At 46.0% G+C, this 24,414-nt stretch carries 17 protein-coding genes, 2 pseudogenes and 1 riboswitch; of the genes and pseudogenes, 12 read left to right on the top strand and 7 right to left on the bottom strand.

Annotated elements, in window-relative coordinates:
• The first annotated feature begins 315 nt into the window (after positions 1-315).
• A riboswitch (cyclic di-GMP riboswitch) is annotated at positions 316-410 on the top strand.
• A 205-nt stretch (positions 411-615) separates the two neighbouring features.
• From BJP58_RS04110 to BJP58_RS04080, 7 genes are all read left to right on the top strand, one after another.
• Positions 616-2,775, top strand: a complete 2,160-nt coding sequence (locus BJP58_RS04110; RefSeq protein WP_194542904.1) for a non-ribosomal peptide synthetase — start codon at positions 616-618, stop codon at positions 2,773-2,775.
• Between the two features lie 404 nt (positions 2,776-3,179).
• Entirely contained in the window at positions 3,180-5,420 is a 2,241-nt protein-coding gene (locus BJP58_RS04105) for an AraC family transcriptional regulator (protein ID WP_233354953.1), read from the top strand.
• A 206-nt stretch (positions 5,421-5,626) separates the two neighbouring features.
• Positions 5,627-6,607, top strand: coding sequence for an ABC transporter permease (locus tag BJP58_RS04100; RefSeq protein WP_071219042.1), 981 nt, complete (start codon positions 5,627-5,629; stop codon positions 6,605-6,607).
• Between the two features lie 71 nt (positions 6,608-6,678).
• Positions 6,679-7,581, top strand: a complete 903-nt coding sequence (locus BJP58_RS04095) for a carbohydrate ABC transporter permease (protein WP_194542903.1) — start codon at positions 6,679-6,681, stop codon at positions 7,579-7,581.
• 90 nt (positions 7,582-7,671) lie between these two features.
• The gene (locus BJP58_RS04090) at positions 7,672-9,414 is read left to right on the top strand and encodes an ABC transporter substrate-binding protein (protein ID WP_233354952.1); all 1,743 of its coding nucleotides are present in this window, start codon (positions 7,672-7,674) and stop codon (positions 9,412-9,414) included.
• A 290-nt stretch (positions 9,415-9,704) separates the two neighbouring features.
• Entirely contained in the window at positions 9,705-10,619 is a 915-nt protein-coding gene (locus BJP58_RS04085; protein ID WP_194542902.1) for an AraC family transcriptional regulator, read from the top strand.
• A gap of 38 nt (positions 10,620-10,657) precedes the next feature.
• Positions 10,658-11,038 carry a RidA family protein gene (locus BJP58_RS04080; RefSeq protein ID WP_194542901.1) on the top strand — a complete coding sequence of 127 codons (381 nt, stop codon included), beginning with the start codon at positions 10,658-10,660 and terminating at the stop codon, positions 11,036-11,038.
• A 303-nt stretch (positions 11,039-11,341) separates the two neighbouring features.
• On the opposite strand, the gene BJP58_RS04075 is transcribed toward BJP58_RS04080, so the two are convergent.
• The 3 genes and pseudogenes from BJP58_RS04075 to BJP58_RS04065 form a co-directional block, all read right to left on the bottom strand.
• The gene (locus BJP58_RS04075; protein ID WP_194542900.1) at positions 11,342-12,232 is read right to left on the bottom strand and encodes a carbohydrate ABC transporter permease; all 891 of its coding nucleotides are present in this window, start codon (positions 12,230-12,232) and stop codon (positions 11,342-11,344) included.
• Positions 12,233-12,296: 64 nt separating this feature from the next.
• Positions 12,297-13,186 (bottom strand): annotated as a pseudogene (locus BJP58_RS04070) (ABC transporter permease).
• A gap of 96 nt (positions 13,187-13,282) precedes the next feature.
• The gene (locus tag BJP58_RS04065) at positions 13,283-14,983 is read right to left on the bottom strand and encodes an extracellular solute-binding protein (protein WP_194542899.1); all 1,701 of its coding nucleotides are present in this window, start codon (positions 14,981-14,983) and stop codon (positions 13,283-13,285) included.
• Between the two features lie 354 nt (positions 14,984-15,337).
• Between BJP58_RS04065 and BJP58_RS04060 the strand changes: the two are divergent.
• From BJP58_RS04060 to BJP58_RS04040, 5 genes and pseudogenes are all read left to right on the top strand, one after another.
• Positions 15,338-17,082: pseudogene (locus BJP58_RS04060) on the top strand (sensor histidine kinase).
• Positions 17,083-17,087: 5 nt separating this feature from the next.
• On the top strand, positions 17,088-18,515 hold the full coding sequence (locus BJP58_RS04055; protein ID WP_194542898.1) for a response regulator: 1,428 nt from the start codon (positions 17,088-17,090) through the stop codon (positions 18,513-18,515).
• 2 nt (positions 18,516-18,517) lie between these two features.
• A complete protein-coding gene (locus tag BJP58_RS04050; protein WP_233354951.1) occupies positions 18,518-19,015 on the top strand; it encodes an AAA family ATPase in 498 nt (165 codons plus the stop codon).
• A 1,311-nt stretch (positions 19,016-20,326) separates the two neighbouring features.
• The gene (locus BJP58_RS04045; protein ID WP_194542897.1) at positions 20,327-21,223 is read left to right on the top strand and encodes an AraC family transcriptional regulator; all 897 of its coding nucleotides are present in this window, start codon (positions 20,327-20,329) and stop codon (positions 21,221-21,223) included.
• Positions 21,224-21,406: 183 nt separating this feature from the next.
• Positions 21,407-21,700 (top strand): GNAT family N-acetyltransferase, encoded by a 294-nt coding sequence (locus BJP58_RS04040; protein ID WP_194542896.1) that lies wholly within the window; start codon positions 21,407-21,409, stop codon positions 21,698-21,700.
• 51 nt (positions 21,701-21,751) lie between these two features.
• Here BJP58_RS04040 and BJP58_RS04035 read toward each other — a convergent pair whose 3' ends face one another.
• Genes BJP58_RS04035 through BJP58_RS04020 form a run of 4 tightly spaced genes read right to left on the bottom strand, consistent with a single transcriptional unit; the run spans position 21,752 to position 24,283 of the window.
• Complete coding sequence (locus tag BJP58_RS04035) at positions 21,752-22,492, bottom strand: ABC transporter permease (protein WP_194542895.1); 741 nt, start codon at positions 22,490-22,492, stop codon at positions 21,752-21,754.
• A complete protein-coding gene (locus BJP58_RS04030) occupies positions 22,489-23,400 on the bottom strand; it encodes an ABC transporter ATP-binding protein (protein WP_194542894.1) in 912 nt (303 codons plus the stop codon). Before BJP58_RS04030 ends, BJP58_RS04035 begins: the two co-directional genes overlap by 4 nt.
• Before the next feature lie 17 nt (positions 23,401-23,417).
• Positions 23,418-23,828: a DUF3021 domain-containing protein gene (locus BJP58_RS04025; RefSeq protein WP_194542893.1), complete on the bottom strand. Its 411-nt coding sequence runs from the start codon at positions 23,826-23,828 to the stop codon at positions 23,418-23,420.
• The gene (locus BJP58_RS04020; protein WP_071219056.1) at positions 23,825-24,283 is read right to left on the bottom strand and encodes a LytTR family DNA-binding domain-containing protein; all 459 of its coding nucleotides are present in this window, start codon (positions 24,281-24,283) and stop codon (positions 23,825-23,827) included. The genes BJP58_RS04025 and BJP58_RS04020 overlap by 4 nt, the downstream gene beginning before the upstream one ends.
• Between the last annotated feature and the right edge of the window lie 131 nt (positions 24,284-24,414).

Raw genomic sequence — 24,414 nt, 5'->3', positions numbered from 1 at the left:
TAAAAAATAGAACTATTTTCTTGATCAGCCATCATCTAATATCCAAGTAATTACAGAAAATCGCAGCCTTTCTTTTGAACAGAATAGCTTTAATACATAGTTAAGTGAAGTGTAGTGAAGGCGAGGAGTGGAAAAAATTAGTAAAGATTAACTATCACGACCTAGTGTTTCATGAGGGTTATCAATATCATCAAAACCATTCTTGAAAGACAATATTGAACAAAAGACCTATCGATTTTCATTTGGAAACAAGATACAGTAATTGTAAATCGAATACATAATATAATCATGGTTTACAATTTAAATACTATTTTTGTACGACAATAGCAAACCCACCGAAAGGTGGCGACGCAAAGCTATAGGGGCTAATGTGGGATCTACTGCGACCGCAATGCCAGCCAGTTGCCGAATACAACGGGAAACCTCCGTTTTATTCATTATTTTGAATTGAAGAAAGGGGTTTTTTTGACGTTCCAAAAAACAACGGTGGCTTCGCTATAAAAAACTAGTTTGGGGTTGAAGGGGGACATTACTTGATCGCAGAATGCGAAGAGGATTTTTCTGTTCGTTAACAATCAGACATTAATGAATCGATTATCCGGGAGGTTGATGGTCATGGAACAAACGACTTGTGATGTATCAATTGACGAATTGCCGAGGGGGGGATGGGCCGACGATGAAGGAAACCAGGTTCGTTTTTCCCTTGATTTTGCAACGACCCGAAAACTCCATGAACTTGCGTTCAATTTCGGAATAACTGTGGATATGGCACTTATGGCTTGTTATGCGATCCTGCTTGCCAAATATACCGGCGAGGATGATCCTGTAATTGGGTATCTGTTGGAAAGACAGATGTTTCCTATACGTTACTCTCCTACTGTACATAAGCCATTAGGTAAGTTTCTGATAGAAGTCAAGCATACCACGATGCAAGCACTCGAAGATCGGAATATGCGAAAGAATTTGAGCGGCAACCCGTTCATCAAAGCGGCGTTTACTTGGCAAAACGCCAATGCCACTCCTTATGAATCCGATCAGCTGGGGACGTTTGAGCTTGCTTTGACGGCTTTTAAGAAGGAATTTATCATGATACACCTTGAATATTCGGCCCGCTCCTACAGAAAAGAAACGATCGAGCAGATGAGCGGCCACTTGAGCCGAATCGTGCATGAAGTAGTTGATTTCCCCGAGAAGGTGATTGCCGACATACGTATGATGTCGGAAGAAGAGGAGAGACAGATTCAGGCTTTCAGCGGATCTAAGACGGACTATCCTTCCAGCCAAACGGTCCATTACTTGTTTGAGGAACAGGTCCGTTTAACCCCCGATCGCCCGGCGGTCATGACCGAGGACCATCAGATGTCCTATCGGGAATTGAACGAACGCGCGAATCAGCTTGCAAAAGCACTGCAGGATCACGGCATTAAGCCGGAGAGCGTCGTTGGGATTGTCGCGGATCGGTCTGTCAATATGATTGTCGGGCTTACAGCCATATTGAAAGCTGGCGGCGCTTATATGCCCATCGAAGCCGATTTTCCGTGCGAAAGAATCGAATATATGCTCAAGGACAGTCGAGCGGGATTTTTACTGGCTCCTTCCAGTTGGAAGCCTGACATAGCATTTGAGGGAAAAGTAATTTATTGGGACAACGCGCAGCTAAGCCTTGACAGCTGTCCCCATACGATATCTGCAGCAACCTCGCAAAGTCTAGCCTATATCATCTATACTTCCGGATCAACGGGGACACCGAAAGGAGTCATGGTTGAGCATCGTAACATCGTAAGACTGGTCAAGAATACCAATTATTTCAACTTTTCCAAGGAGCATCGAATTTTGCAAACCGGTACAATAACATTCGATGCGTCGACCTTTGAAATTTGGGGATCCCTTTTGAACGGATCTACTTTGTATTTGATGAAGGACACGGACCTATTTGACCTTTACAAATTGAAGGAAACCATCATCGGCCACCGCATTACGGCTTGGTTTCTGACTACGGCTCAATTCCATAATCTGGACGAACAGGACCCAGACGCCTTTCGTACGTTAGACATCTTGCTAATCGGCGGAGAAGCGTTATCGCCGAAGCACGTAAATGCCGTAAGGAAGAGGTGCCCCGATCTGCGGATGATCCATATGTACGGTCCAACGGAAAACACGACGTTCTCCACTTACTTCCCGATCGAACGTGATTTCGAATCGACCATTCCAATTGGCAGACCAATATGCAATTCATCCGCTTATATTCTTGATAAACAGTTGAAGCTTCAGCCGTTCGGAGTAGTAGGAGAGCTTTGCGTCGGAGGAGACGGTATCGCGCGGGGGTATGTGAATCAGCTGGAATTGACAGAAGCCAAGTTTGTGGAACATCCGCTCCTCGGGGAAAGGTTATATCGAACGGGGGATTTGGCCCTGTGGCTGCCGGATGGCAATATCGAAATGATCGGGCGAATCGACGATCAAGTAAAGATCCGAGGGTATCGAGTGGAACCGGGAGAAATCGAGACCCGGCTATTGGAACACAACGCAATCTCGAAAGCCGCGGTAGCCGTCAAAGCAGACGGAAGTGGAAATCCGATAATATGTGCGTATTTTGTTGCGAAACAGGTGTTGTCCGAAACGGAAGTCAAGGCGTATTTAGCCCGGAATTTGCCTGAATATTTCCTGCCTTCACTTGTGGTGCAGATGGAAAGTTTGCCGCTTACCCCTAACGGGAAAGTCGATAAAAAAGCTCTGCCGGACCCTGATCTTCTTCGTCCGATGCTCGTCAACTGAGACGAACCGCTAAACGAAACGCAGCAAATGCTTAAAAAGATCTGGCTGTACAAGGATGTGGAGCAAATCGAGACCGCATTTGACCCGATCTATCGATGTTTATCGTCCAGTCATCACCAATGATGGATGGGAGCACACTAATTTGGGTAGGGAGCAAGGAAGGAAAAAATTGAACAAAACAGATAAAGTGAAGTCAAGGCTAAAGTATGATGACGGCAAGCAGTCACCCTAAAACAAAGGTTGACTGCTTTTTCTTTTGTGAGGAGTTTAAACTTGCTGCTCCTTCCGCCACTGTCGGATTATCATCAAAATTATTCTAAAGTTACTTCAACCGACAGGGGATTGCCCCCCGTTGTATAATTCATTAATACAAAAGCATGTCCACATTACATAGGGGCGGGGTTATGATGCGCAAATCATGGTTTAAACGACTACTATTGTCCTACATGCCGGTATTTATGATTGTCATCACGTTTATTTTCTTTGTTTTCTTTCAAATGTTCAGTGAGCAAAGCCGTCGCGAGGCGCTGAATGCCAATAAGACGCTGTCCCTACAGGCGATGCGGATCGTGGATACCTCGCTCAAAGTGATCGATAATATGATCGTCCTCGAGAGTATCAACAGCGAGTCTTTGAACAATTTTTTTAAAGCAAACTCAGGAAGTGATGCCTACATCAACATCAGGGCCGTGCAAAAGCTTAAGGAATTGATCAATTACTATCCTTTGATCGATTCCATTTACTTGGTGCGATATTCGGACGGATATGTGTTGAGTGATGCAACCAACGCTTATATCGGTTCATATCCTGACCGCAAATTTATCGAAGAATATCAGGTGTCGAAGACTCCAAAGTGGACCGGTGGGCGCAGTTTCGAGCAATTCAAAATGATTGGCGGTAAACAGGTGGTCAGTCTGGTGCGGGGATCGCCATACATGAAAAATAATCTCGGCATGATCGTGGTTAACGTTTCGGCGGATTCGCTGAAAAAATTGACGGAGAATATGTACGAATCCAAGGTCAGCTTCATCCAGGTTAAAGATGCTTCCGGTCAGCTGTTGTTCGGGAGTGAGGCGAAAGTTAAAGAATCCGAGCTCTTCTCGGAATATACCTCGGACTACACCGGTTGGAAATATGGAAGCGGTCTCATCAATGGCGGATATGTCAACACGATTTCAGAACTCTATAATCTGTGGTTTGTGATCGGACTCCTCATGATCGCCGCCGGATTCATCTGGATGATCTATGTGACTCGGCGCAATGCCAGACCGATCGAGCGGATCGCCGAGCGATTCAGCGACTATTCCCTGCCTGTAAGGGGCGCGGGCTTATGGAAAGGCAGTCCCGATGAGTTCGCATTTATTGAGTCGGCGTTCGATCATATCCTGGAGCAGTCCAGGCAATACCAGGAAAAATACCAGGAAGATCTTCATCTGCGGACAAGGTATCTGTTCCATCAGCTGATTGAGGGACAAACCGATATGAGTCTGGAAGAGTGGCAGGAGGAAGCCGCCATACTGAATTTACCCGAGCCGCTGGACCGGTTTAGGTTACTCATCATTGAAATGGACAACTACGGAGAGTTCTGCCGGAAGTATACGGCGAGTGATCAGAATCTGCTGAAATTCGTCCTCCGGAACGTGGTGAACGAGATTGCGATGAAGGAGAGTATTCGTTTGTGGTCGGAATGGACGTCGCCCTCCTGCCTTGCCGTCATTTACTTTGAGGGGGACGAGACAGAGGAGAGAGAGGGAGAAGCTTTATCCCGTTTTGGCGCGAAAATGCGGGGCTGGACCGAGCAAAATTTGAAATTTACCGTTACGATTGGAAGCGGCGAGGAGGTTTATCGGATCCAAGACCTGTCCAAGTCGTATAAAAGCGCAGCCCAAGCGCTTAAATACAAAATCGTACTCGGGGAAAACCGTCTGATTCGTTGCGAGGATATCGCCGGCACCAGCCATGCCGAAGTGTACGCTCACCTAGGAGAAATCAGCTCGATTATTCAATCCTACCGAATGCTGAACATAGGGTGGGAGGAGGCATATGAGGCATGGTTCGCACAGTTAAAGGGCAGCCTTCTTACCAATGAAGAGATATTTAACCTGATGAATTATTTACTGTACAACGTCGGCCGGGAGCTTTCGGACATGAATAAGGATGTCTACCGCGAGTGGTCCCAGGTACGGCTTCCCCTACTTACGGAAATGCTGGACCATGGCAGTTCACTGGAGCAGCTGCGGATTGAAATCAAGCAAGTCATGACCAGTTTGTTCGAATCCGTGGGTCAGCTACAAGAAGGCAGGCAGTACGCAGCGCTTATCCGGGAGATCTGCAAGCTGATCGAACAGGACTATGCCAACCCGGATTTGTCGCTGGAGATGCTCGGGGATCGTTTTCAGCTGAATCCCAAATATATAAGCAAGTTGTTCAAGGGACATACCGGACAGAGGTTCGTCGATTTTCTTATCCAGGTACGGATGCGTGAAGCAGTGAAGCTGTTGTTGGAGACGGATGCCTCTGTACAAGAGATTGCGGAGCGGGTTGGCTATACCCACGCCATCTCGTTAACGCGAGTATTTAAACGGATTATGGGAACGGCACCGGGCGAATACCGCAGCAATCAGCTCCGCAAAACGAACAGTTGAAAACGGTTTCTTTGTAGAAAACGGTTAAGGTGGCGAGCTCATCGCTGCCTTTTTCGTTATAAATCATGCAGGCGAAAATGGTTAACCCGTTTATTCTTGTTTCTTGTTGATCGCAAGATCGGGCGTTTACAATGGCAATACATTCCGCCGCATCCAAAAGGGCGCTAACGATATCCGCAACATACAACGAAAAGGAGTTCATGCTGATGCGAAGTCTCAACAATAAGTTACATGGCGGTCCCGGGCTACCCGGTCCTGCTCAGGTCGGCACCCGCTCCCGCCCGCAAACGACGTGGATCCGGATCAGGCGCCACTGGCAGCTGTATCTGGTTCTCCTGCTCCCCTTTCTTTACTTGATTGTATTCAAATATGTGCCGATGGCCGGGATCGTGATTGCATTCAAGGACTACAGCGTCATTAAAGGGATTTGGGGAAGCCCTTGGGCTGGATTCAAATACTTTGAACAATTTTTTGAATCCCCAAACTTCTGGCTCTACATCAAAAATACGCTCGGGATCAGTTTCTATGGTCTGGCCGTCGGGTTTCCGGCACCGATTATTCTGGCGCTCGCCCTGAACGAAATCCGAAATGGGCTGTTCAAGAAGAGCGTACAAATGATAACTTACGCTCCTTACTTTATATCGACGGTTATCATGGTATCGATCATTATCGTCAATTTGACGCCCCAAGTGGGCATGGTCAGCAAGCTGTTCGAAATGATGGGAGTAACCAATACGAATTTTATGGGTATGCCTGATCTGTTCAAATCCATTTATGTCTGGTCCGATGTGTGGCAGTACACCGGATACGGGGCGATCATCTATATCGCTGCGCTCGCCGGAGTAAATCCTGAGCTGTATGAGTCGGCCAGGGTGGATGGGGCTTCCCGCATCCAGAAGATCCTCAAGATTGATATCCCCAGCCTGATTCCCGTGTCAGTGATCATGCTGATCCTGAATCTTGGCAACATTATGAAGCTGGGTTTCGAAAAAATCTATCTAATGCAAAACCCTCTCAATCTCGCCTCTTCCGAAGTCATATCTACTTATGTGTATAAAGTAGGTCTGCTTGGGTCGAGCTTCAGCTTCTCGGCGGCGATCGGCTTCTTCAACTCGGTGGTGAATTTGCTCCTGTTGATCGCCGTGAATTACATCGCACGAAAGCTGTCGAGCAGCAGTCTGTGGTGAGTCGAATGAATTCGTCGCCGAGGCCGACTGAAACCATACCTAAATGAAAAAGGTGCCAAGGAGGGAACAAAATGCCCAAAACAACAACCGCTATACGGGAATCCCGGGGGGACCGCATGTTTGTCGCTTTGATCTATGCTTTCCTGACCTTGATTCTTATCATCGTGGCCGTGCCATTGATTTATATTCTCAGCTCATCCGTAAGCTCGCCGCAGGCCGTCGTGTCCGGAAAGGTATGGCTCTTCCCAGTCGATTTTACATTGGATGGATACAAGGCGGTATTCCAGAACCCGCAGATCGGCGTCGGCTATATGAACTCCTTGTTCTATACGGTCGTAGGGACGGCGATCAACGTGTCACTGACAATCATGTTTGGATATCCGCTTGCCAAGCGGACGCTGTACGGCCGACATTTCTTTATGATTGTGCTGGTTATTACCATGATGTTCGACGGGGGGTTGATCCCGTACTATCTCCTGGTGAAGGATCTTCAGCTGCTCGACACCCGTTGGGCGATGATTCTGCCGGGAGCCATGGGCGTGATCCAGGTTATCGTTGCCCGCACCTTCTTCCAGACGACCATCCCGGATGAACTGTCCGAAGCGGCGGAGCTGGACGGATGCAGCGATATCCGGTTCATTCTCAGCATCGTCCTGCCTTTGTCCAAACCGATTATTGCCGTCATGACGCTCATGTACGCAGTTGGACATTGGAATGCATATTTTGACGCCTTGATCTTCCTGAGATCTCCGGACTTGTTCCCGCTGCAAATCATTCTGCGCAACGTCTTGATTCTGAACACGGTGGATCCGTCGATGATGGCCAATGTGGATCAGGTGCAGGCGCAGCAAGGACTGAAGGATCTATTAAAATATTCACTGATCGTGGTCGCGAGTGCACCGGTACTGATCATTTATCCGTTTGTTCAGAAGCACTTTGTCAAAGGAGTCATGATCGGTTCCTTGAAAGGATAAGTGGGAACCCAGCTTAAGGGAGGTGGTGCGGTCTTTTATTCAAGGAAGATACGGGTGATTGGAAGTTTACTGATTGTGATCAGGAATAACATGAAAAAGAATGGGGGAGTTGTTTTGATGCGCAAAGGGTGGACGAAGTCTTTAATCGCGTTGTTAATCAGTATGTTGACCTTGACGATGCTGCTGAGTGCCTGTGGAGGATCCTCCAATCCGGAGAACCCGGACGCTGCTGCTGGTGAGACAGGGGCGGAATCGCCTTCGGAACAAAGTGAATTGTTTACAGAGGTCGGCACCTATCCGATTGTGAAGCAGCCGATGACGATAAGAATGTTTGCGCCGCAGTTTCCGACCATCGAGGATATGAAAACCAATGCCTTTACCGTGTTCCTGGAAGAGAAAACGAACATCAAAATCGATTGGGATCTGGTTCCGAACAATGCCTTGAAGGATCGCAAACAGCTAATGCTCGCCAGTGGAGACTACCCGGAAGTCATCCTGCATGGGGACCTCTCCAAGGAAGAACAGATGAAGTATGGATCGCAAGGCGTGTTTATCCCGTTGAACGACCTGATCGAACAATACGCGCCGAATATAAAGAAGGCAATGCAGGATATCCCATATATGAAGGATTCGATAACGGCCCCCGATGGCAATATTTACGCCCTTCCTCAAGTAAATGAATGTTATCACTGCGATAACGCATTGAAAATGTGGATCAACAAGAAATGGCTCGATCAGCTGGGACTATCCGTTCCTACCACCACAGAAGAGTTTTACAATGTCCTGAAGGCTTTTAAGGAAAAGGACCCGAATGGAAACGGCAAGGTCGACGAACTCCCGCTTTCGGGATCAGATGAGATGTGGGCGGGAAACGTTTCGGCATTTCTGATGAACTCCTTTATTTTAGATGATTATACCGAGAAGAATGCGGGCACCTTCCTAAGGGTCATTGACGGCAAGGTTGATTTTACGGCAAATAAGGATGAATGGAAGCAAGGGTTGATTTACTTAAACAAGTTATACAAAGAGGGATTGATTGATCCGGCGGCCTTTACACAAAACGCTGACGCGGTTCAGCAAATGGCCAACCGGGAACCAGACAACGTTATGGGAGCTTTGTCTACCGCGCTGATCAGTTATGCCTACAGCATGGATGATAAAGCGCCGCGGCATAAGGATTACGTCGTGGTTCCACCTCTAAAAGGGCCCGGCGGCGTTCAGCAAACCCTGAATTTTGCCGGCATTGGTAATTCCCAGTTTGCCATTACGAATAAAGCGACCAACGACCAGCAGATTGCAGCGATCCGCCTCGCGGACTACCTTTACACCGAAGAAGCAATTCTGCTGCAGGAGAACGGACCGGAAGACAAAGGTTGGCGAAAGGCACAAGACGGAGAACTGGATATTAACGGAAATCAAGCGAAATATACGTCGATTCCGAAAACGGACAAGAAGCCAACGCATAATGACGGATGGGAACAGATCGGGCCTTCTTTAAGAACTTATGCGTATCGAGCTTCCTGGACCGCACCGCAAGATCCGCTGGCACCGGATGGATATGGGACGCGGCTGAATCAGGTATCCAAGGAATATGAGCCGTTCCATTCCAAGGAGCAATACCCAAATGGCGTTTTTATTGCGCTGGAAGACGCGGAGATCGCGGCGCAAATCAAGACTGCGTTGATCGATTACGTGAAGTCCAACATGGCTCAATTTATTACCGGATCTAAAGACATCAATAAGGAATGGGACGCCTACGTCAAGGGATTAGACGGACTCCAACTAACCCAATACCTTGAAATCTACCAAAAAGCTTTGGAAGCGAAAAAGTAAATGCTGAATCGTTAGGGGGTTCTCCGCAGTCGGCTATGCCGAGCGGGGCCCTTTTTTTCTTGTGAGATAGCATTTCGGCGCCAGACATTTCATTAAGCTAACGGGCAGGATAATGCGAGTATTAAACGAAAATATTTGTAACGGCTCCCTTGATGGCGCTGTCCATGCTCGGCTTTGTACTACAATGAATGTACATTAACATTGTCCAAGAAGATGCAACTAATTTGTGCACAAATAGTTGCGGTACGAAATTGTCGGGATATTATACTTTTGTCGAGAGGAGGAATCTGATGGAATGGCTTGAACGGATGAATCGGGCGATGGACTATATCGAATTAAACTTAGCTGGAGAGATTGAACTGAGTGAAGTTGCTCGTAGAGCATGCTGCTCATCTCATCAGTTCCAGAGGATGTTCTCATTCATTACTAATGTAACGCTGGCAGAGTATATTCGGCGCAGAAAGCTCACTCTTGCCGCGCTCGAATTGCAAAATAACAAAGCAATTAGAGTGATCGATATCGCCATAAAATACGGTTACGAGTCTCCGGTTTCATTCGCGCGGGCATTTCAATCGCTTCATGGGATCACGCCGGCAATGGCTCGCCAAGACGGAATTGCTCTTAAAGCCTATCCACGCCTCTCATTCCTGATTACGATTAAGGGGGTGGATGCGGTGAATTATCGTATTGAAACGAAGGAATCATTCGAAGTTTTCGGTATTGAACGAGTTTTTCAAAGTGATGAAAGTGGTGATACACCGAGCACGCCGGCACAATTCTGGCAGCAATCCCACGCCAATGGCGAAGTTGAGAGACTTGCTTGTAACGCCGGCGACTTGCCCCGTTTTGTAAGCCAAGATTCAAATAAAGTACATGGAATTTGCAGTTATAAAAAAACAGGAAACGACACGTTTCCTTATATGTTGTGTTCCTTTAAGAGCGCAACCAGCAACATAAAAGGGTATTCAACCATAACGATTCCCGCACAAACATGGGCCATCTTCCCTTCCGAACCGATTGCTTCGGATGCATTTGGTGAAACCATTGAGACGTTGTATCGACGATTTTATGCGGAATGGCTCCCGACGTCAGGCTATGAGCAGGTGGATGAAATGGAAATGCAACTTTGTGGTGAAAGAGGCGGCCTTCACACTGTTGAACTGTGGTTCGCCGTTAGAAAATCTAATGCCTGCATCCGACTTTGAACACGAATCCCGATATGCTAATAAAGGAGATGGGAAAGATGCTAAGAAAATTCAACCCTCCAGGTATGGTTTCCTCGGACATTTATCACCACGGAGTAGAGGTTACATCATTCCAACAAATGCTGTTCATCTCAGGTCAAGTAGGTGTAGGTCCGGATGGAATTCCCGGTGTAGGTATTCGGCAACAAACGGAATTGGCGATCCATAATTTATACAAAGTTCTTGCAGGTGCGAATATGGATGCCAACGACATCGTGAAATCCACAATCTATTTAACGGATGAAAATCAACTGGGTGCCTTCATGGAGGCTGGAGCAGGGGCCTTGCCGACTCCTCCCCCGGCGACGACGTTAGTTATTGTTAAAGCCCTTGCATCACCTGATTTGCTTGTTGAGATCGAAGCCGTTGCAGCGAAGTAATTTTGTTACTATAATTTTGATACCCAAGTTACGGGGAAGGATGATTACCAGGGAACAGAGAACAGACTCCTTTAGATAACACCATATGCCTTAACCCATCAATACGGCATGCGTGTTAAAGAGGAAGGCAGATAAGCTCATGGTCCCATTATATTAGAGTTTTTTATACACGAAGCAACAGTAAAAAGGGGCCGTTTCTCAAGATCTAAGATCGTTTGGGACGGCCCCTATTTACAATATGTTTTATTATAAAGGTTAAGAAAATGGTATGGATCTCTGAAACTTGTTGCCCTGGTGGGTGATTTACTCTTTAACCGACCCCAGCGTAATCCCGTGGATGAAGAAGCGCTGAAGGAAGGGATAAACGATAAGGACGGGCAGCATCGCGATGAAGATTTTGGCGGCATCGAGTGTCCGGTTGGACAACTCCGACAAGCGACGGTACTGGTCCTCGGACATCGTCGATGGATCGACCGAGACGACGAGCTGCTGGATATACGTCTGGAGTGGATAGAATTGCTCACGGGACATGAAGATCAGACCGTACAAGAATTCATTCCAGTGATACACGATACTGAACAGCGAGACGGTCGCCAGCACCGGCACGGCCAGAGGGATGTAGATCTTGAACAGGATGTACCATGGTCCCGCGCCGTCGACAAGGGCGGCTTCATCCAACTCCTTGGGCAGGTTGCGGAAGAAGTTCATCGTGAGGATAACATTGAAGACGAGTGTCTGCGCGCCGCCGACCAGGACAAGTGCCCAGATGCTGTTCAGCATGTTGAGCTCTTTGACCGTCAGATATAGGGGGATCAGACCGCCGTTGAACAACATCGTGAAAATGAGAATCCACATGAACACATTGCGCCCCTTGAATTCTCTCGCTGTCCGCGAGAGCGGGTAAGACATGAGCACAACCATGATAAAATTGAGAATAACCCCCAGCAGCACTCGCTCGGTCGATGTCCAGAAGGACCGGAAGAACTGATTGTCATTGAGAATCTGGTTATATGCGTTGAGATTGAAATCGACTGGCCATAGCCAGACCTTACCGGCCGCAGCGGCAGAGTTGGAGCTAAGCGAAAGGGAGAGCGTGTACCAGATCGGCAGGACGCATGACAAAGTAATGCCTATCAGGACTACAATCAGTATAATATCCGTCACACGGTTGCCGAACGTCCGGTCTCTGACCACGGTCAGCACCTCCTACTCAAGTTGGAATGGTATGAGTTTACATAGCTTTCATCAGGATGAATCCTTAGAATATGCGATAGTTAACAAAACGGTAAGCCAGATAATACGAGACGGATATCAGCAGGAAGCCCACAACGGACTTCAACAGGCCGACGGCGGTCGCAAGTTCATATTGGAGGTTGAGCAAACCTGTACGATAGACCCAGGTGTCAATAATATCACCTGTAGAATAGACGAGCGGGTTGTACAGATTGAAGATCTGGTCGAAGCCCGCGTTAAGCACATTACCCAAGCTGAGTACCGTAAGCAATACGGCTGTCGTGCGGATCCCGGGCAGCGTGATATGCCAGAGACTTCTCCAGCGTCCTGCGCCATCGATGTTGGCAGCTTCGTACAGTGCCGGGTTGATACCGGTAAGCGCGGCAAGATAGATAATGGTACCAAAACCGAATTCCTTCCAGACGTCACTGCCGACTACGAGGAACGGAAACAGCTGGGAATCGGCAAAGAACAGTTTGGGCTGGAATCCGAACAAAGCAGTCAGTTGATTAACGGGTCCATTATAGGAGAATAGATCTAGTACAATGCCCCCAGAATAACCCAGGATAAAAAGTGAGGCAGATAGACAATGGTCTGAATCCAGCGTCTGAGAATCATCAGACGCAGCTCATTGAGCATCAGTGCAAACAGCAGAGGCGCAATCAGATTGGCGACAATCTTCATGGACGCGATGACAAGCGTATTCATGAAGACTTCCTGTGTATCCTTCAGCAAAAACATATACTTGAAGTGCTCAAGTCCCGCCCAATCCGAGCCCAGGATTCCTTTGCCTGGATTAAAATATTGGAACGAAATGATGATACCGAACATCGGAACGATGCTGAAGACGAACAGCCATAGAAATCCCGGGATCAGCATCAGATAATAATGTTTGGCGAAACCTTTCATTCGCATGACAGCACTCCTTTCCCCGAATCCTACTTCGAATGTTCCAGAGCTCCTGACAGGTGCTGGGAGCTCTGGTTATATGGTTCGTAATATGCCATAAGATTACTTCACAAGTGCGTCCTTAACCTCCTGGGTAATCTGGTCGCCGCCTTGACGTTTCCAGTTCTCGACGAAGGAGTCGAATGTCTCCAGTGGAGCCGCGCCCATAATGATGCGCAGGAAGGTCTCATCCTCTAACTTTCGGAGATTCACCCAACGGCTCTCCATTAATGGCGTCTGCTCATACAGAAGACTGGGCACCTCCTCAAACTCGGTATCAACCAGCGGCCTTCCGCCCACCATCATGGAGTACGCTCGTGTCCATGCTCCCCAGTTCGCTTCAGGGTTCCATGTTGAAAGATCCATAGAATCGTAAGGCTCGTTTTTGATCGTCTTGATGCTTGCGATATCCGAAGGCAGCAATTTGTAAGCTTTGTTATCCGCAAAATCCTCTGCGGTTTTATTTCCAGCCAGCACATCACGGAGGGCTCTGACTGTAAATTCAATTTCATCGGATGGAGCGTACACCACGCGGAGCGGATAGTAACCAGGACCGCCTTTGCTTGGGTCAAAGGTGTTCTCTTGTTCGTTTTTAAACAAATTGTTTAGCAATTTCATCGGAACTTCCGGATGTTCGTAATCTTTCCGAACCACCACAAACTCAGTTGAAGGTGTAGCAGCATGTGGTCTAAATTCGCCATTTTGATTCAAAGGCAGGGCATAAGCTTGCCAGTTGGCTTCGGGATCATTTTTAACGGCATTGGTTAGCGGGCCGTAAGCCATCCACCATGGTGCAAAGAACATTCCGGATTTTCCGGCGATAATGGGCTCATCCGCTTTGTTACGAACACCCATCTCAGGATCAATAAGTCCCTTGGAATACAAATCTCTTAAACTAGCTAACGCCTCGCGAGTCTCCGGCAGAATTGAGCCGTACACAGGGCTGCCATCCTCGCCCTCGAGCCAGTATCCAGGGAACGAGTCGTGTGCGGAGAAAATGGCATCAAAACCGTACAAATTGTTCTTCGACTCCAGGAAGTTCGCATACAGCTTACCGCCACTCTCCGGACCAGTGATCCCAATCGTATCGCGCTGACCGTTGCTATCCGGATCATCTTCGACGAAAGCACGGGCGACGGCCTCAAGTTCTGCCATCGTGGTTGGCGGTTCAAGGTTCAGCTTATCCAGCCAGTCCTGACGGATCCACAGGAGGTGAATGCCGTCGGCATTTGCCTGCACACCCGGAAGGGCCATGATTTTGCCGTCGAATGTAACTGCCTCCAATGCAGCACCGTTGGTGTTTTCAATGATGGTCTTTATCTCCGGGGATGCATATTGCTCATACACCTCAGTAAGATCGGCAATTTGGTCGGCTTCGACCAGTTGGCGCAGCTCAACGGCATTGACGACCATAGCATCCGGCAAATCGTTACTTGCAATGGCGAGACTAATTCTCTGGCGAAGATTCTGGCCGGAGGCAGCGAATTGATGATCGACGTCCACATTAAGCGCTTCCTTAATCTGACGAGTATATTGATTGTCCAGCGGCGTGTCGCCAGGCGGCAATTCATTATCGGTGGGATCGATTTCAATGCTGATGCTGATCTGGACAGGTTCTTCGTAGCGGCCAAATGGATCAGCGGGTTCGCTTGATTCCGCGCTTTTCTCCGGTGCAGCCGGCGTGTTATTAGTTGTATTGCTGCAAGCACCTAGAACGAGAAAGCAGGCAAGTAATAGCGCTAACGTTTTTGACTTGTTTTTCATAATTACACCCCTTCTATCAGATTGAATGGAATAACTATCCCTATGGACCATTTAACTGTAACACAATGAAACCGCCTTCAAGGATAGAAGGTGGTTTCTAAATGAGGGGGTCATATGTACAAAAATTGACGGCTGTTCCGGGTGGCTGGACATTTCACCCACTAAGGAGAAGACATTTGTCTACCCTGTTTTTTTCCACTGAAAGATAACAGATCAGGCATCTGAATTATTGAAATCTTTGCTCAATAATCATTTTTATTTGTGTTATATTCTAGAAAGATTTTTCCCACCTGTTTCTATTTATGCACGTCTTAGACCTGATTCGAAGAGAGGAGGAGTCAATAATCGATGGGGATGCTAGCGTTGAAACCGGAAAAGAATTGGAAGTCCCGCCTGAAGCGATTGACCTTGAAAAATAGAATTCTTTTACTGTTCGCCGCAGCAACATTGATCCCTTTCATCTGCACCTGTTATCTTTCATACAACACCATTACATCCATTCTGAATACGAAGCTGCAATCCGGCATTCAAAGCAATTTAAAGCAGGTCAGATTGTCGCTTGAGAACACGCTGAACAATCTGAATCACGTATCCCAACAACTGTCCTTTAAAGGGAATGTCGGTAGGCAGCTTGAGATGTTTTTGATGGCGAAGCAGCCGTATGACCGGAGTTATCTGACGGACGAAATCAAAAATCAACTGAATCTCATCACATTCACGAATCCCAATGTCGGATTAACGCTGTATTATTTACGCGACGATCAGACCACTCTTTTTGAGAATACAGGCATGAAACAACCATTCAATGTCGATAACCTTCCAATCCTCGCAGAGTATTATGGCATCACCTATTTTGGACCGCATATCAGTAAAGATCGATTCAACAATCAATATGTGCTTTCCGCGTTGCGAAAGGTGGATTTGCCGGAGAGGGAGGATGCCTATGTCTACATTGAGTCCGGTTTCAAGCTGACGCAGAGCATTCTTGATTTGGATGAAGTCAGCAAGCATACCAATCATTTAATTCTGGACAACAACGGAAGAATATCATACAGCGAACTTCAAGATATCTTTCCTGAAAATTCATTTTTTTCGGACTCATTATCGCCGTCCCTGGTAACAGGTATGACTTCCGATTATTATTGGTATCGACAAGTCAGCAATCAGGGCTGGAGCGTGGTCTCGCTAATTGCGCAATCCGACTACAACCGCGAGAAAAATCGCTGGATGATGCAGATGCTGGGGCTGGCGCTGTTGTTCGCCGTAGTTAGTCTGACGATTGGCTGGCTTTTATGGAAAATGGTGTACCGGCCGCTGTCGCGCTTCCATAAGGAGATCAAATCGATTGCGGGGAGCAATTTTAATGCGGCTGCCACGCAATCGAGCATCCCGGAATTTGAAATGCTGTTAAACCAATTTCAACATATGAAGGTTCAGATTACGCAGCTGTATTCTGAAATCAAGGCCAAGGAGAAGCGCAGAGCGGATCTGGAGATCGAGAAGCTGCAGTATCAGATCAATCCGCATTTTCTGATGAATACGCTGGATACCGCTCACTGGCTTGCCGTTATGAACGGTCAGGAGGAGATCGACAGGCTTGTCACTTCGTTGAACAAACTGCTCTACTACAATCTCCGCAAAGGCAACAGTGTCGCGACAATCAGGGATGAGATTGATTCACTGAAACAATATCTTATTCTCCAGCAGATTCGATACAATTTTCAGTTCGATGTCAATATTCACGTAGACGATGCATTGCTCGAAGTGACAGTCCCTAGGTTCATTCTGCAGCCGTTGGTTGAAAATTCGCTATATCACGGGCTGGATGACAACGGCAGGATCGAGGTGGAGGTTAGAAAGAATGACAGACTAGAGATTGAAATTCGAGATAACGGTGGGGGATCCCTGAAGAAACAATTGAGGCGTTGCTTGAGCAAGAACAGACTGAACACCATCGAGTGGGGATGGGAATCGGACTGAATTATGTCAAACGAATGTTAGCATTTCACTATGAAGGGAAAGCGAGTCTGACGGTAACAAGCGAGCTTGGCAATGGTACCCGCATCATCATTTCGATACAAATTGGGGAGGGAAATTAAACGAAATGATCCATGTTCTCATCGTAGACGACGACAAGCTTGTACGTAAGGGACTGATGTCCTTTTTACCCTGGGAATCGTTCGGAATGAGAGTTGTAGGCGAAGCTGCCAACGGGGAGAAGGCGCTCGATTTTCTGAAGGCGAATCGGGTAGACCTGTTAATGACCGATCTGGCCATGCCCGTGATGTCGGGCATCGAATTAATTCGGGTTGTACGCAAGTTATATCCGCATATCGCGATCGCCGTGTTGACGCTTCATCAGGATTTTGAATACATTCAGGAAGCGCTGCGACTGGGTGCCATTGATTACATTGCCAAGGTAGAGCTAGAAAAAGACCAGTTCGAAGAAGTGTTTCGTCGCATCCACTCGCGCATTGTGGAAGAGAAGCAGAAGCACAAGAATGAGTCGCATACGATAGCAGAGGTTTGTTCTTCCGATACGGCCTATGCGCTATTGACATTCCCGGATGAGCCATTAACAAGCAGTATGGTTGCGGATTGTGTTTCCTTGGGCTGGATAGCCGAATCGGAAGGATCTATTCTGATGTGGTTGACGGATCTTGCCAAGGAGGTTCAGCCTCAAGACCATTACGAAGAAGACCCGTTGCCGCCGCTTCCAAACGGAACGCGCAGCTCCGGATGGCATATGGTGCGGTTACGGCATGCAGCCGGTTTATCTCCATCCGATCTGCACCAACGGATACGGGCTTACAGGAGCAGAGATTTTTTTTACGACTTCGACGGCAATGAGCCCTATCCGATTGAGAAGTCTGTCATGGAGCTGCTGGCAGAACATCCTGAACCGGGAGAAGAGGAGACGGACACTGTGAAGAATTTACTACACGCCTTCACTTGGGTCCATGACGATGAAGCCTTTGATAAGCTTTGTAGTCGATTAAAAGAACTGCGTATACCCGTCCCCAAGCTAATGCAATGGATCTATGGCTTTATGGTTGACTGGAACCGGCTCTATAGAGCGATACAACCTGATGATATTAAGCTCCCTGACACATTTACGTGCTGGCGGGAGGTTACGGACTGGCTGAAACATTTCAGGGAAAATGGGATTACGCGCTCAGGCAGCCTGCAGCTGAGCCCGGAAGTGAGCGGCAGCATTATGACCGCGGTAAAGATCGTGCACGATGAACTGGAGTTTCCGTTATACGCCATCGATGTCGCGAAGCGGGTCAATCTAAGCCGAAGCTACTTTTATCAATGTTTCAAAGAAATCGTAGGCTTTTCCTTCAATGAATATCTGCGCAAGGTACGAATCGATAAAGCGCGGGAATATCTGGAGCAGACGGCCAGGCCAATTGTCTGGATTGCCAAGCAAACCGGATACGAAGATGAGAAATATTTCAGCAGAACTTTTCGAGAGCAGACAGGTATGCTCCCGAGCGAATATAGACAGCAGTATAAGTCGAGGTTATAACAATGGAAAGTAAATTTCCTTTATTTATCGTAACAGGTGCAAGTGGGTCTGGGAAAACATATGTTATCAAGGAATTGCGGAGATTGATGCCTGATTTTGATATTTTTGACCCTGATAGTCTTATTGAATTTATCGGGCACGATTGGGAGAAAATGCGAAATATTTGGCTGCGGGTTGCACGCAATATCGCTGAAAATGGACGCATGATTATAATATGCGGAACAATGATGCCGTGGGATATTGAAAAATGTGCGGACTTTCCTTTTTTTAAGCATGTATATTACCTAAACCTGCATTGTGATGAGGAAACGCGCGAAAAACGTCTACGTGAAAGAAATTGGGCGGAGGAAGAGATTCAAAACCACAAAAACTTTGCAAAACGATTGCTTGAAATTGCCGATGAGGTCTATAACCCACCTATGCCTACTATTGATACAACGGTTACTGATGTAACCGAGGTTGCCTCTCGGATAAAAGAGTGGGTTCACCAATACGCTTGAAATAACGGGAAACGATAGGCAGCCGATCACATTGAGATCAGCTGCCTCTTGAATGTTGGAAAGAATTCTAGACCGATACTGTCACATTGAGGATAATTCTATTTCCGGACGAACCTTACTTTGATTTTTTCGTTTTATTCCTTGGAAAATCAGCATAAATCCCATTAAGAATAATAAAATATTGACTGAACTTAAAGACTGTTTTCCTAAAAAATCCTGAATTAATTATTACATTATAGATTTTACTCTAACAGCAATCACTCTAGATTGGCAGAAATTGAAAATTAGCTGCTTTTTTAGCCGAGTATGATGAGTGGAGCTAACCCGATGCAGGAGGGAGTAAACGATGTGAAGCCTGTAAGTGATGGATTTGAAACAATGTGAGGTTCTATTGAGGAACTTCATCTGATTCAGTTTTTTTGTAACTTTTTTGCTTTTTTGGTGTTTACTAAGTTGAGGGAAATAACCCCCATGCAAGAAAGGGGATCATCCATCATTTCGAGAAGTGCAAGTACATAGGGTTACACTACAGAAAATAAAAAATCGAAGGAGTAGTGGGATGTCTAAATATATAAAAGCCATGACTTTGAGCATGACTATAAACCTCAATAAGCCATGATTTTGAAATCATTCTTTGCTTTACTTCTTAGTATACCGTTTACGATTATAAATTTCAGTGCATACCTAAAAGGCAACGTACCTTCAACTATGAATTTAGTGAGTACTATTCTCTTTTTAATTTTGTGGATGTCATGGGGAGGTTATCCTAATTATAGGGACAAACGTAGCATGCGCTTTCTTAAGTTCAGCTCTTTTTACTGTCTTGTCTCTGTTGCATGTGTTTTTGTAATGTATCATATAGATGCAATACTTTTTTCAATACCAGTTGGAATCTTTATTATAGGACCGGTGTATGGGTTAAGGTATTTCTTCCCCTCGGTTTCATATGAAGGATTTGGATACATCTCTGTAATAATAGTCTATGCTTTCAGTTTGGCTGGTTCTTTTATAGGATATGTGGCAAGTAAAAAAGCAGTACGAGAGTAAACAGTAATGGGACTGACCCCATAACGTGAGACAAATTAAAAATACCTTCAAGAGAATGCAACCATGTCGTAAGATATGGAGACAACCTTGGAGGTTTTTTGCATGGTAAACAAGAGTCAACGATCTGGTCGAAGTGAAGAAGAAAGCCACTGTATCTGTCCCTGCTGAATGATGGAGAGGTGATAATACCAACTTACTTGAGCATAAAAAGTTGCGATACAAAGTCGCTGATATTCTATACTTCGATTGAGAGGAGGGAAAGAAATGGATTGGCTTACGAGGATGAATCGGGCATTGGATTATATTGAAACAAATTTATCCGGAGAAATCGACCTGACGAAGATAGCAAGCCAAGCTTGCTGTTCGTCTTATCAGTTTCAAAGAATGTTCTCCTTCGTTACGGATGTTACACTGGCGGAATATATACGACGCAGACGGCTTACTCTTGCAGCAATTGATTTGTTGAATAGCGATACGAAAGTGATTGATATCGCCATTAAGTATGGTTACGATTCACCGGTTTCTTTTGCAAGAGCTTTTCAATCGATGCATGGTGTCAATCCAACCACGGCTCGTCAAGAAGGTGTCGCGTTGAAAGCATATCCACGGCTTACCTTTCTTATTTCAATCAAAGGGGTTGAGGCGATGAATTATCGGATCGAAACCAAGGAATCTTTCCAAGTATTTGGCATTGAAAGAGTGTTTCAAACAAGCGGTGATGGCGATGGACTGAGTACACCAGGGGGATTATGGCAACAATGCCATGCCAATGGCGAAGTAGAGAGACTTACTGCCAATGCGGGTGAATTGCCTGTATATCTGAGTAAGGATATGTATAAAGTGCATGCAGTGTGCAGTTATCGAAAAACCGAAAATGATACGTTTCCGTATATGCTGTGTTCATTTAAGAGCGATTCCAGTAAAACAGATGGATACTTGGAAATAACGATCCCTTCACTCACTTGGGCAATATTCCCATCAGAGCTGTTTACATGGGATCAATTTAATGATTCCATCGAGTCGTTATACCACCGCTTTTATTCAGAATGGCTTCCAACAGCAGGATACGAGCAGGTGGATGGAATGGAATTCGAAGTCTATGGAGGCAGAAATGGCCTTAATTTTGTAGAATTGTGGTTCGCGGTACGAAAAACCTCCTGAATGATGAAGACATACAGAGCGCTGGATCATCCATAGAGGGATAAATACCGTCTTTGGTTCGGTATGAAGATATGGGAATTTCTGGATTAAGAATACTCTAAATGATATCTTTAGAATAGTTTGATAAATGAGATCGCAGATTCACTAGTTAAATAGAATATCAAAACATGAAAGGACAAAAACATGTCTCAATTCCCTACTTTAGAAACGGAAAGATTTATACTTAGACAGATTAAACAAGATGATTCACAAGAAATATTTCAATATTTCTCAATGGATGAAGTCACAAAATTTTATGATTTGGAGAGTTTTACGAATATTGAACAAGCAGAAGAACTAATTCGCAGATGGAATCAGAGATTTGAAAATAATCAAGGAATCCGCTGGGGAATCACCTTGCGGTCGGAAGACTGTGTAATTGGAACTTGTGGATTTCATGGTTGGGCGAAAAATCATTGCAAGATTGAAATCGGGTAAGGGGAAACTCAAAGGGCCTTCACTTTTGAAGATGTTCTCCTTATACTATTCCTACTTCCCGCTCCACCGGAAGAACCGTGTAGCAAGTACTACAGATACAATCGCAATGCCAATCAAAACAGCAGCTTCAAAACCATATTCCGTAATGGGTGCTTCTGTCCACGTCCCCCGCAGCAACTGAATGACGTAATAGAGCGGGAGTACTTTCGCTGCATATTGAAGAAACGTCGGCATCATCTCCAGCGGAAAAGTCGCTCCTGACAGGAACAGCATCAGGTTTAGAAATAATGAACTGATTGCGGATGCAGCCTGAGTGTTTTTTGCTAAGGAAGTCAGAAATAAAGCAAACGGGAAAAAGGCTAGGATGCTAATAAGCAATGAAAGCAGGGTGCTTCCGATATAGGCCGGCAGGGTTAAATCATAGAGCAGCATGCCAAAGACCATAAGAAGCATGGCGGATATAGCAAAGATGACGGTCCCTTGAAAGGTATGGGCGGCGAGGATTTTCCACGGCTGGAGCGGTGTTGATTGATATCTTCTTAATACGCCCGTTTCCCGGTAATTGGTTAAAACAGTTCCCAGTGTGAAAAAGGAAGTGGTTACGATATTGACGCCAATCCATGAAGGAACAAAATATTCCGCAAAAGCCTGTTGGCTCATGTTATCTCCAACAAACATGGAACCAAACAGCACAATCATCACTACTGGAAAGAGGAATGTCCAAAACATGCTTAAACGGTCTCTAAAGAACATTTTTGTTTCTAAACTGGCGAGTTTTACGATTGCGTTCATCCGATCTTCTCCTTTTCCAGGTACTGAACAAATAAATCATCAAGAGAGCCTTTCTCAAATCTGAAGCTGGACAATGGGATGCCTTTTCCCTGACAGTAACTGAAAATGTGATAAGCCGTTGTCTGCTGGTCATCACAAAACACCTTGAATTCGGCTTGATTCTTGTCAACGCGCTCCACACCGGGAAGCGAGCTTAAATATTCGGGACCGAGTTCTTCGCTGATAAAGGCAAGACAGCCAGCAGCACCTTCGTTTAATAATTCACGAGGGGAGTTCAAAGCTTGCAATTGGCCGCTGTAAATCATCGCTACCCTGTCGCACAGCTGCTCAGCTTCTTCCATATAATGCGTGGTTATCACAATGGTACTTCCACGGTCCCTTAACAGTCGGATCAATGACCACATGTCCCGTCTTGCTGAGGGATCAAGCCCCATGCTCGGCTCATCAAGAAATAAGATTTCAGGCTCATGCAGAGTGGCTAAAGCAAGAGTTACCCGCTGTTTCCATCCGCCGGATAAGTCATCGAACTTTACGTTCAGCTTTTCGCGTAAGCCAAGCAATTCTACTAAATAATCTTTTTGCGTGGCGTTATCGTAAAATGAAGAAAAGAGATCCAGCGCTTCTTTTACTTTCATTTTTTTCTGTATCGAAGTGGCCTGAAACTGGACTCCAATTCTCTTGTTTAACTCACGAAGCTGCTTATTGGGAACAAGTCCAAGAACTTCAACCGCTCCATGGCTTGGATCAGAGATTCCTTCCAGAATTTCGAGGGTGGTCGTTTTCCCCGCGCCGTTCGGCCCGATAATCCCGAAGATCTCACCTCTGTAAACATCAAAGGAAAGATTCTTTACTGCCTGGGTCCCGCCAAAGTTTTTCGATAGATTTTTAACTGTAATAACACTCTCCATGCTGATCCTCCTAATATTCAATGTCTTCTAAGATCTTTATTCAGCTTTTTCGATTCATTTTTAAAATAAAGATAAAACCCAATCCATCCGATGGCATAACCGAAAATAGAGATGACCAAGTATATCAAAAAGTTCCTTACACCAATCTGAATCCAGCCAATCCATAGGCCTAATATAAAGTAGACGATGGTGACTGTTAGAAAGTGCAGGGCTGTCTGCATGGGCAGGCGAAGTGAGCGGATCTTAAAATAGAGTGGTGTGACAGTAAACAGCCAGCCGCAAAAAATATAGCCAACTGCATCTTTAATAAAAAGCAGCCCGTCTATTGTCGATTGTCCACCAAAATAAATAAGCGCACTTGTAGTCATAACAGCAATAAAAGCCCCGAAGAATATGCCGATGATGCTTCTGAAAATAAATGCATTCATTTCGTTTCCCTCCGGTTCATTTTTAAAACTTCTTTAATTCGGCTAATGTAATGACGCGAAACATATTCTTTCTCACCTGATTTAAAGTGAACACAAAGGGTCCCGTTAAATGATGGTTCGAAATGGCTCATTGCATACAGGTTTGCAATGACGGACTTTGAGATCCTGATAAAGCGGTGGGAGGGAAGGGAGTTTTCGAGCTCATATAATTTTTCTTTCACTTTAAAGATTCCTTCTGAGGTGGCGGCTGTGACCACATCGCCTTCTGTACGAAAGTAGTGTATATCCTCGTGCTTAATTAAGTGCTGGTTCTCTCCATCTTTTCCGACGATCAAATCAGTGTCATTCTTGTTGAGGTACTCGAGGATCTCCTGGATGGCTGGGGTCATTTCTTTGCAGTGAATCGTCACCGTGGTTTCTTCGTTGCGCGGGTTGATGTCGAGTAGGATTTTCATGTAAAGACGGCTCCTCCATTCCATACGCTTTATGAGTTTAGTATAGATGGCGATTTTTCAATTGTCATTAGAACAAAGGCGACCCGCAGGACGCGGACAGTAAGATGCATGTATCGGCGTCCGTCCTGCAG

Origin of the sequence: Paenibacillus sp. JZ16 (assembly GCF_015326965.1) — a bacterium.
GTDB lineage: Bacteria > Bacillota > Bacilli > Paenibacillales > Paenibacillaceae > Paenibacillus_AQ.
This window is presented reverse-complemented; position numbering and strand designations above follow the sequence as displayed.

Bases quoted from the DNA above. Each gene is read 5' to 3' on its own strand.
- BJP58_RS04110 (WP_194542904.1), top strand. From the start codon at position 616: ATGGAACAAACGACTTGTGATGTATCAATTGACGAATTGCCGAGGGGG.
- BJP58_RS04105 (WP_233354953.1), top strand. From the start codon at position 3,180: ATGATGCGCAAATCATGGTTTAAACGACTACTATTGTCCTACATGCCG.
- BJP58_RS04100 (WP_071219042.1), top strand. From the start codon at position 5,627: ATGCGAAGTCTCAACAATAAGTTACATGGCGGTCCCGGGCTACCCGGT.
- BJP58_RS04095 (WP_194542903.1), top strand. From the start codon at position 6,679: ATGCCCAAAACAACAACCGCTATACGGGAATCCCGGGGGGACCGCATG.
- BJP58_RS04090 (WP_233354952.1), top strand. From the start codon at position 7,672: ATGAAAAAGAATGGGGGAGTTGTTTTGATGCGCAAAGGGTGGACGAAG.
- BJP58_RS04085 (WP_194542902.1), top strand. From the start codon at position 9,705: ATGGAATGGCTTGAACGGATGAATCGGGCGATGGACTATATCGAATTA.
- BJP58_RS04080 (WP_194542901.1), top strand. From the start codon at position 10,658: ATGCTAAGAAAATTCAACCCTCCAGGTATGGTTTCCTCGGACATTTAT.
- BJP58_RS04065 (WP_194542899.1), bottom strand. From the start codon at position 14,983: ATGAAAAACAAGTCAAAAACGTTAGCGCTATTACTTGCCTGCTTTCTC.
- BJP58_RS04055 (WP_194542898.1), top strand. From the start codon at position 17,088: ATGATCCATGTTCTCATCGTAGACGACGACAAGCTTGTACGTAAGGGA.
- BJP58_RS04050 (WP_233354951.1), top strand. From the start codon at position 18,518: ATGGAAAGTAAATTTCCTTTATTTATCGTAACAGGTGCAAGTGGGTCT.
- BJP58_RS04045 (WP_194542897.1), top strand. From the start codon at position 20,327: ATGGATTGGCTTACGAGGATGAATCGGGCATTGGATTATATTGAAACA.
- BJP58_RS04040 (WP_194542896.1), top strand. From the start codon at position 21,407: ATGTCTCAATTCCCTACTTTAGAAACGGAAAGATTTATACTTAGACAG.
- BJP58_RS04035 (WP_194542895.1), bottom strand. From the start codon at position 22,492: ATGAACGCAATCGTAAAACTCGCCAGTTTAGAAACAAAAATGTTCTTT.
- BJP58_RS04030 (WP_194542894.1), bottom strand. From the start codon at position 23,400: ATGGAGAGTGTTATTACAGTTAAAAATCTATCGAAAAACTTTGGCGGG.
- BJP58_RS04025 (WP_194542893.1), bottom strand. From the start codon at position 23,828: ATGAATGCATTTATTTTCAGAAGCATCATCGGCATATTCTTCGGGGCT.
- BJP58_RS04020 (WP_071219056.1), bottom strand. From the start codon at position 24,283: ATGAAAATCCTACTCGACATCAACCCGCGCAACGAAGAAACCACGGTG.